Origin of the sequence: Jhaorihella thermophila (assembly GCF_900108275.1) — a bacterium.
GTDB classification, from domain to species: Bacteria; Pseudomonadota; Alphaproteobacteria; order Rhodobacterales; family Rhodobacteraceae; genus Jhaorihella; species Jhaorihella thermophila.
The window spans coordinates 21,685-29,681 of sequence record NZ_FNVD01000024.1; the positions used below are offsets into that span (position 1 = coordinate 21,685).

A 7,997-nucleotide genomic window follows, 5' to 3' on the forward strand; every position below is an offset into this window, starting at 1 on the left:
GCAGATCGCCGAATGCGACACCGGTGCCTCTTGAACTCGCGCATCTCGTGGGTATCTAATGCTGAACCCTCAAGGTGTTGCGGACATGATCCAGTATGCTTTGAAATGCGCCGATGGCCACAGCTTTGACAGCTGGTTCCAGTCATCCGATGCGTTCGACAAGCTGCACGCGGCGGGCATGGTGGCCTGTGCCGTCTGCGGCTCGACCGAGGTGGAAAAATCAGTGATGGCGCCCCGGGTGCAGGCGTCGCGCGACAAGGCCAAGGCGCAGCCCGATGCCCCCAGCCGCCCGCTGAGCGAACCGGCCAGCCCCGCCGAACAGGCGTTGGCCGAGCTGCGCCGGCGGATCGAGGCCAATTCCGATTATGTCGGCCGGAACTTCGCGGCAGAGGCCCGCGCCATCCATGACGGCGAGGCCCCGGCGCGGTCGATCTATGGCGAGGCCCGCCCCGACGAGGCAAAGGCGCTGATCGAGGACGGCATCCCCGTGGCCCCCCTGCCCTTTCGCCCGCAACGAAAGTCGAACTGAATGCATGTCCTGATTACGGGCGCCAATCGCGGGGTCGGCCGGGCGCTGGCCGACGGCTACCGGGCGGCGGGCGCTGATGTCATGGGCACGTCGCGCGACGGCAGAACAGGCTGGCGGCTGGACGTGACCGCCCCCCACCAGCACAAGTCCTTCGCGCAGACGCTGGCGGGCCGGCCGGTCGACATGCTGGTCTGCAATGCCGGGGTCTATCTGGACAAGGGGCAGGATCTGGATACCGGCTACCCGGCCGAGATGTGGACGCAGACCTTTGCCGCCAATGTCACAGGGGTCTTTCTGACCATTCAGGCGCTGCTGCCGAACCTGCGGCTGTCGGAGAACCCGAAAATCGCGATCATCTCGTCGCAGATGGCCTCGCAGGCGCTGGCGCCGGGGGGCAGCTACATCTATCGCGCCTCCAAGGCCGCCGCGCTGAACCTGGGCCGCAACCTTGCCGCGGACCTGAAACCGCGGGGAATCGCGGTGGGCATCTACCACCCCGGCTGGGTGCGCACCGACATGGGCGGCGGCGCTGCGGAGATCGACGCCGCCACCGCGGCCGCCGGGCTGATCCAGCGGTTCGCGGAACTGTCGCTGGAAACCACGGGTTGTTTCCGCACCTGGGACGGGCGCGATCATCCCATGTAATGCGCCGCCCGCCCGGCGCGACATTCCGGACGTCTTGCGCAGATGCGCGTCACCGCGTAAACCCCGCCGGGACCAAGGATCCTGGGGAATGAGCGATGCCCGTTCTGGTGATGAAATTCGGCGGCACTTCGGTCGCCAATCTGGACCGCATCCGCCGCGCGGCCAAGCGTGTCGGCGTCGAGGTGGCCAAGGGCTATGACGTGATCGTCATCGTCTCGGCCATGGCGGGCGAAACCAACAAGCTGGTCGGCTATGTCGAGGAGATCTCGCCGCTTTTCGATGCGCGCGAATATGATGCGGTGGTCTCCTCGGGCGAGAACGTGACCGCCGGGCTGATGGCGCTGACACTGCAGGAAATGGGCGTGCCCGCGCGCAGTTGGCAGGGATGGCAGGTGCCGGTGCGCACCACCGACGCCCATGCCGCCGCCCGGATCGAGGAAATCCCCACCGACAACATCAACACCAAGTTTGCCGAAGGCATGCGCGTCGCCGTGGTCGCGGGTTTTCAGGGCATTGGCCCGGACGGGCGGATCACCACGCTGGGACGCGGCGGATCGGATACGACCGCGGTGGCCTTTGCGGCGGCCTTCGGGGCGGAGCGCTGCGACATCTACACCGACGTGGACGGGGTATACACCACCGACCCGCGCATCTGCGAAAAGGCGCGCAAGCTCGACCGCATCGCCTTCGAGGAAATGCTGGAACTGGCCAGCCTGGGTGCCAAGGTGCTGCAGACCCGTTCGGTCGAAATGGCGATGCGCTATCATGTGAAGCTGCGAGTGCTCTCCAGCTTCGAGGAACAGTCGGACGAGGCCGGAACCCTGGTCTGCGACGAGGAGGATGTCATGGAATCGAAACCTGTGGCGGGCGTGGCCTATTCGCGCGACGAGGCAAAGCTGACCCTGCTGAGCGTGGCCGACCGGCCCGGCATCGCGGCGACGATCTTTACCGCGCTGTCGGACGCGGGCGTGAACGTGGACATGATCGTGCAGAACATCTCGGAAGAGGGGCGCACGGACATGACCTTTTCCTGCCCCGTGGGCGAGGTCGCCCGCGCCGAGGCGGCGCTGTCGGAGATCAAGGAAAAGGGCGCGCTGAACTATTCCGAACTGGTGGTGGACCGCGACGTGGCCAAGGTGTCGGTGGTCGGCATCGGCATGCGCAGCCAGTCGGGCGTGGCCGCCAAGATGTTCAAGGTGCTGTCGGACGAAGGCATCAACATCAAGGTCATCACCACCTCCGAGATCAAGATTTCCGTGCTGATCGACAGGAAATACATGGAACTCGCTGTTCAGGCGCTGCATGATGCGTTCGAACTGGACAAGGCCGCCTGAAGGGAGCTGACACGGCGGGCCTGACAACCGGGAGGTGAATCGGCGCCCATGCCTGACGGGACCGAAAGCGAAAGCCGCAAGCTGTTGCGACGGCTGCGCGAGGTCATGGCCAGCCCCGAGGCGGGCCAGGCCCGGCTGGACCGCATTGTGCACCTGATCGCCGACAGCATGGGGACCGAGGTGTGCTCGGTCTATCTGTTCCGCGACAACGAAACGCTGGAGTTGTGCGCCACCGAGGGGCTCAAGCCCGAAGCGGTGCATCAGACCCGGCTGCGGCTGGGCGAAGGTCTGGTGGGGCGCGTGGCCCGGACCGGCCAGGTGATCAACACCGCCGACGCGCCGGCCGAACGGGGATTCCGCTACATGCCGGAGACGGGCGAGGAACGCTATTCCTCGTTCCTCGGAATTCCGATCCAGCGCGTCGGCGAAAAGCTGGGCGTTCTGGTGGTGCAGTCGCGCGAGGCGCGGGATTTCTCGGCCGACGAGGTCTATGCGCTCGAAGTGGTCGCGATGGTTCTGGCGGAAATGGCCGAACTGGGCGCCTTTGTCGGCGAGGGCGCGGCGCTGTCGCCGCTGCACCAGCAACCGGTGATGATTCGCGGCACGGTCGCGCAGGAGGGCACCTCGGAAGGCCATGTCTGGCTGCACGAGCCGCGCGTCGTGGTGACCAACCCGGTCGCGGACGATCCCGAACGGGAACTGGAGCGGCTGACGAACGCGGTCGAACAGCTGCGCGTGGGCGTGGACAAGATGCTGGCGCAGTCGCGGGACGCCGACAAGGAACACCTGCAGGTACTCGAGGCCTATCGGATGTTCGCCAATTCCAAGGGGTGGATGCGGCGGATGGAAGAGGACATCGCCCGCGGCCTGAGCGCCGAGGCGGCGGTGGAAAAGGAGCAGAGCCTCGCGCGGTCGCGCATGGAGCAGGTGAACGACCCCTACCTGCGCGAACGGCTGAGCGATCTGGACGATCTGAGCAACCGCCTGCTGCGGATCCTGACCGGACAGGGCGAGGAAACCGGTGCCGAGATGCCCGCCGATCCGGTTCTGGTGGCCAAGAACATCGGACCGGGCGAGCTGCTGGACTATGGGCGCCGGCTGCGCGGGATCGTGCTCGAGGAAGGCTCGGTCGGCAGTCACGCCGCGATCGTGGCCCGGGCGCTGGCGATTCCGCTGATCGTGAATGCCAAGCGGATCACGACCGAGGCGCTGAACGGCGACCACATCATGGTGGACGGCGAACAGGGCATCGTGCATTTGCGGCCGGACGACACGGTGGTCACCGCCTTTCGCGACAAGATCGCGATGCAGGCCGAGGCGCAGCAGCGCTATGCCTCGATCCGCGACAAGCCGGCGACGACGCGCGACGGGGTCACGATCTCGCTGCACATGAATGCGGGGCTGATGGCCGACCTGCCGTCCCTGAACAGCTCCGGCGCCGAAGGCGTAGGGCTTTACCGCACCGAGCTGCAGTTTCTGACACGCGCGCACATGCCCAAGCGGTCGGAACTCGTGGAATATTACGCGCGGGTGATGAACGCGGCGGGCGACAAACGGGTCGTGTTCCGAACGCTGGACATCGGGTCGGACAAAGTTTTGCCCTACATGAAATCGGTCAATGAGCCGAACCCGGCGCTGGGCTGGCGCGCAATCCGGGTCGGTCTGGACAAGCCGGGCGTGCTGCGGATGCAGTTGCAGGCGCTGGTGCGGGCCGCAAACGGCCGCCCCTTGGCGATCATGTTCCCCTTTGTCGCGCAATGGGAAGAATACCGCGCCGCACGCGCCGAGGTGCACAAGGTGATCGAAGGCGAACGGCGGCTGGGCCATCCTTTGCCGGACGCGCTGGAAGTGGGCGCGATGCTTGAAACCCCATCGCTGGCCTTCGCGCCCCAGAAGTTCTTTGACGAGGTGGATTTCATCTCGATCGGCGGGAATGACCTCAAGCAGTTTTTCTTTGCCGCCGACCGCGAGAACGAACTGGTCCGGAAACGTTATGACACGCTGAATGTCAGCTTTCTGAGCCTGATCGAGCGGATTGTCGAACGCTGCGCGATTTCGGGAACGCCGCTGAGTTTCTGTGGCGAGGACGCGGGCCGTCCGGTCGAGGCGCTGTGCCTGGCCGCAACCGGGATCCGCATGCTGTCGATGCGGCCGGCCTCGATCGGGCCGGTCAAGAGCCTGTTGCGCCGCGCCGATCTGGGCGAGGTGCGCAAGATCATCGCCGATGCGCGCCACCGCGGCGACCAGTCGGTGCGGCCGGCAGTGATGCATTGGCTGCGGGAGAACGGTTAAAAGCGGCGACCGGAGTGGCGGAGGCAGGTGTTTCGGATCGCTTGCGCGATCCGACCGACGCGGGGGCGCTGCCCCCGCACCCCCGGAGTATTTTCCGCAAGATGAAGGAAAAGGGGCTTTTGCAGCCCCGGTCCGGGATCGGCGTGTATCATGCATCGGCGGCAGGCGTGTTCGTTCGAGATTGGCCCGCCCGTCCCCTCAGCCAAGGCGGGGGCGCATTCTTTGGCGAAGACGTTCGATCAGGTCGGCCTCGGGGATGTCGGCCTCGATCGCCAGTTTGCGCAGACCGAAATGGACATGCGCGATCTCCTGGTAGTAGCGCGTATAGGCGTAATTGGTTCCCGCCCCGGCCAGCGCCCCGAGAAGCGGGACGGTCTGGGCGGCGAGCTTCTGCCCCAGAACGGCGGCGAGGCGAGGGGCCACCATGGCAATCAGCCGCTGCATCGTGCCACCCGTCAGCGTGAGCCGCAGGGTGATGAAGCCGAGATCCGACCCATCGTCCGATGACAGGGGGCCGGCCGCCGCCAGCACCCGCACGCAGTCGAACTGCACGCTTTCCGAGGCGGGGTCGAACCCGTGCTCGGCGGCCACGCCCTGGATCGCACGGAGCAGGACGGTCACCGTGGCGGGCAGTTCCACGAACGCGGTCGGCAGGCCTCCGAACCCGCCCGCGGCGCCCATCGCGGTGGTCACGGCCGTGTTCACCCATTCGGCCTGGTCGGGCACGGTCTTGCGGGTTTCGTGAGCCGCCTTCATGGCGATGGCCAGGGCGCGTTCGGTCGCGTCGTCAAGTCCCTCGCGCAGCGACGGCGGCAGGCGGTCGAGAAGCCCCTCGGCCTTGCTGCCCAAGAGGTTCAGCAGATGCACGCCCGCACCCCCGGCGGCGCGGTAGCGCGCGGCGAGCCGATCGAGTTCGGTTTCGACTTCGGCGGGCGAAAGCGTGGCAAATTCGGTCATGCGGTCCCTTGCAACGGTCCTTTTCCAAGATCGGGGCAAGGGCGCGCGGATTCAATCCCCGATTTCGTCAGGCGCCTCGCTCCAGCGTTCGACCTTGCCCCGAACGCCCGCCCAGGCGCCGGGAACAAGTTCCAGCCCCAGCACCCGGTCGGGGTTGGTGGGCGGCGGCATCTCCACGCCTTGGAGTTTTTCGAACCCGAAGCGGTTGTAATAGGGCGCATCCCCCACCAGCATCGCCCGCCGCCAGCCTCTTTGCCGCGCGGCCTCGAGCCCGTCGCGGATGAGTGCGGCCCCCAGGCCTTCGCCCTGGTGGGTGGGGTGCACCGCGACCGGCCCCAGCAGCAGGACGGGCTGCCCCGCGACGCGGACCGGCCAGAAGCGGATTGCGCCGGCAAGGATGCCGTTTTCGTCCCGCGCGACGAGCGACAGGCCGGCAACGGCGGGAATTCCCTCGCGCAGGCGATAGGAGGAAAGGGCCTCGCGCCCCGGAGCGAAGCAGAGGTCGAACAGGGCTTCGACCTCCCACCAGTCGTCGTCGATTTCCGGTCTCAGACGGATCACCCTGCGCCTGCCTCTTGCCGAAAGCGGTGGCGTTTGCCCTAGCACGGCGTTACCCCTTGGGCAAACAGATGGAGACGCGCATGTTCTACCGCCCCGAGGACGGCCACGGCCTGCCCCACAACCCGTTCAACGCGATCATCACCCCGCGCCCGATCGGCTGGATTTCGACCCGGTCCGGCGACGGGGTGAACAACCTGGCGCCCTATTCGTTTTTCAACGGGGTCGCCTATGTCCCGCCGCAGGTGATGTTTGCCTGCACCGGGGGCAAGCCGGATCAGGATGGCGTGAAGGACAGCGTGGCCAATATCCGCGAAACCGGCGTGTTCTGCGTGAACGTGGTGGAATACGCCATGCGCGAGGCGATGAACACGTCCTCGGCGACGCTGCCGAGGGAGGCGGACGAGTTCGCCCATGCCGGCGTGCAGGCGGCGGAGTGCGAGACGATCCCCTGCGCGCGGGTGGACGGGGCGCCCGCGGCGCTGGAGTGCCGGTTGACGCGGATCGTGACATTGCCGGGCGAGGCGAACACGGTCGTGTTCGGGGAAGTGACCGGCATCCATCTGCGCGACGATTGCATCCGCGACGGGCGGTTCGACGTGACCATGTTCCAACCGCTGGGCCGGATGGGATATCGCGACTATGTCCGGGTGACCGACGTGTTCGAGATGATCCGTCCCGACGACTGATCCGGCGGCCGGGGGAGGAGGGGGCGCTGCCCCCTCGGCCTGCGGCCTCACCCCCGGGGTATTGGGGACCAGAAAGAAGCAGGGGCGAGTGCGGTCAGTGTCCGCCGAGGACGCCGGTTCTTTTCGAGTAGTCCACCGCCAGTGCATGATCGGGGTCGTCGTCGCTGTCGACCACGAGGTGTTCCGCGTTTAAGGCGCTTGTGACAGTCACGGCTGAGGTGGCGCAGCTGGATCTTCTTGCCGGGAGTTTCGTATTTGGCGGCCAGCTACTCGATCGCCTGCAGCGCGGACTGATCCACCACGCGACTGTCGGCAAAGTCGACGATCATGTGGTCGGGGTCGGCTACGGGGGCGAACAGTTAGGCGAACCCGTCGGTCGCGCCGAAGAACCGTGGACCGCGGATTCGGCAGACGCGGGTTCCGTCCTCGGTCTTGTATGTTTCGGCATCGATTCGGCGGGCGTTGTTCCAGGCATGGGCCGGCACCGAGACGATCAAGCCCACCACCTCGGCGGTGGCGAGGTCGGCCATCACGGTGACGGCGGTGATCAGAACAATGGCGAACGCGTCCGTGCGCGGCACCGGGCGCGGGATGCTCAACGAATTCCGGGCGAAAATGCCGATCACGACCATGAACATCACCCCGACCGGCGTCGCCAGCGGACTCAATTCGATCACGGGGGCTGCGTAGACGATGAAGATGAGCGGGAAGAGCCCGGCAGCGATGCCGGCGATCCGCGTGCGCCCGCCGGACTTGGCGTTGATCATCGACTGGCCGATCGTTGCGCAGCCGCCCATGCCGCCGAAGAATCCGGTCACGGTGTTCGCAAGGCCCCGGGCGATGCATTATTGGCTGGCACCACCGCGGCGTCCGTCCGGTGATCTCGCCCACCAGGTTCAGCAACTGTATTTCTCAGGCGGGTTGAGGAGCCCACTTTCGCCTCATTTTGCACAGAGCGTTTGCAATGGTGACGAGTTTGCGGGCAACCGCCGT

General features: G+C 66.4%; 7 protein-coding genes and 1 pseudogene. 5 read left to right on the forward strand and 3 right to left on the reverse strand.

Features of this window, described 5'->3' with window-relative positions:
- Positions 1 to 85: 85 nt before the first annotated feature.
- From C4S70_RS16625 to ptsP, 4 genes are all read left to right on the forward strand, one after another.
- Positions 86 to 529: a DUF1178 family protein gene (locus C4S70_RS16625; RefSeq protein WP_104009227.1), complete on the forward strand. Its 444-nt coding sequence runs from the start codon at positions 86 to 88 to the stop codon at positions 527 to 529.
- Positions 530 to 1,174 (forward strand): SDR family NAD(P)-dependent oxidoreductase, encoded by a 645-nt coding sequence (locus C4S70_RS16630; protein WP_104009228.1) that lies wholly within the window; start codon positions 530 to 532, stop codon positions 1,172 to 1,174.
- 95 nt (positions 1,175 to 1,269) lie between these two features.
- Entirely contained in the window at positions 1,270 to 2,508 is a 1,239-nt protein-coding gene (locus tag C4S70_RS16635; RefSeq protein WP_104009229.1) for an aspartate kinase, read from the forward strand.
- Positions 2,509 to 2,556: 48 nt separating this feature from the next.
- Positions 2,557 to 4,800 carry a phosphoenolpyruvate--protein phosphotransferase gene (gene ptsP / locus C4S70_RS16640; RefSeq protein WP_104009230.1) on the forward strand — a complete coding sequence of 748 codons (2,244 nt, stop codon included), beginning with the start codon at positions 2,557 to 2,559 and terminating at the stop codon, positions 4,798 to 4,800.
- Positions 4,801 to 4,998: 198 nt separating this feature from the next.
- Here ptsP and C4S70_RS16645 read toward each other — a convergent pair whose 3' ends face one another.
- Positions 4,999 to 5,757 carry an EcsC family protein gene (locus C4S70_RS16645; RefSeq protein ID WP_104009231.1) on the reverse strand — a complete coding sequence of 253 codons (759 nt, stop codon included), beginning with the start codon at positions 5,755 to 5,757 and terminating at the stop codon, positions 4,999 to 5,001.
- 51 nt (positions 5,758 to 5,808) lie between these two features.
- Positions 5,809 to 6,318, reverse strand: a complete 510-nt coding sequence (locus tag C4S70_RS16650) for a GNAT family N-acetyltransferase (protein ID WP_104009232.1) — start codon at positions 6,316 to 6,318, stop codon at positions 5,809 to 5,811.
- 80 nt (positions 6,319 to 6,398) lie between these two features.
- Here C4S70_RS16650 and C4S70_RS16655 point away from each other — a divergent pair, with 80 nt between their 5' ends.
- On the forward strand, positions 6,399 to 7,004 hold the full coding sequence (locus C4S70_RS16655; RefSeq protein ID WP_104009234.1) for a flavin reductase family protein: 606 nt from the start codon (positions 6,399 to 6,401) through the stop codon (positions 7,002 to 7,004).
- A 94-nt stretch (positions 7,005 to 7,098) separates the two neighbouring features.
- On the opposite strand, the pseudogene C4S70_RS16660 reads toward C4S70_RS16655, so the two are convergent.
- Positions 7,099 to 7,904 (reverse strand): annotated as a pseudogene (locus C4S70_RS16660) (SulP family inorganic anion transporter); the annotation flags it as partial.
- Positions 7,905 to 7,997: the final 93 nt, after the last annotated feature.

What these genes read in the sequence shown, in the direction of transcription:
- C4S70_RS16625 (WP_104009227.1), top strand. Translation starts at nt 86, where the DNA reads ATGATCCAGTATGCTTTGAAATGCGCCGATGGCCACAGCTTTGACAGC.
- ptsP (WP_104009230.1), top strand. Translation starts at nt 2,557, where the DNA reads ATGCCTGACGGGACCGAAAGCGAAAGCCGCAAGCTGTTGCGACGGCTG.
- C4S70_RS16645 (WP_104009231.1), bottom strand. Translation starts at nt 5,757, where the DNA reads ATGACCGAATTTGCCACGCTTTCGCCCGCCGAAGTCGAAACCGAACTC.
- C4S70_RS16635 (WP_104009229.1), top strand. Translation starts at nt 1,270, where the DNA reads ATGCCCGTTCTGGTGATGAAATTCGGCGGCACTTCGGTCGCCAATCTG.
- C4S70_RS16655 (WP_104009234.1), top strand. Translation starts at nt 6,399, where the DNA reads ATGTTCTACCGCCCCGAGGACGGCCACGGCCTGCCCCACAACCCGTTC.
- C4S70_RS16630 (WP_104009228.1), top strand. Translation starts at nt 530, where the DNA reads ATGCATGTCCTGATTACGGGCGCCAATCGCGGGGTCGGCCGGGCGCTG.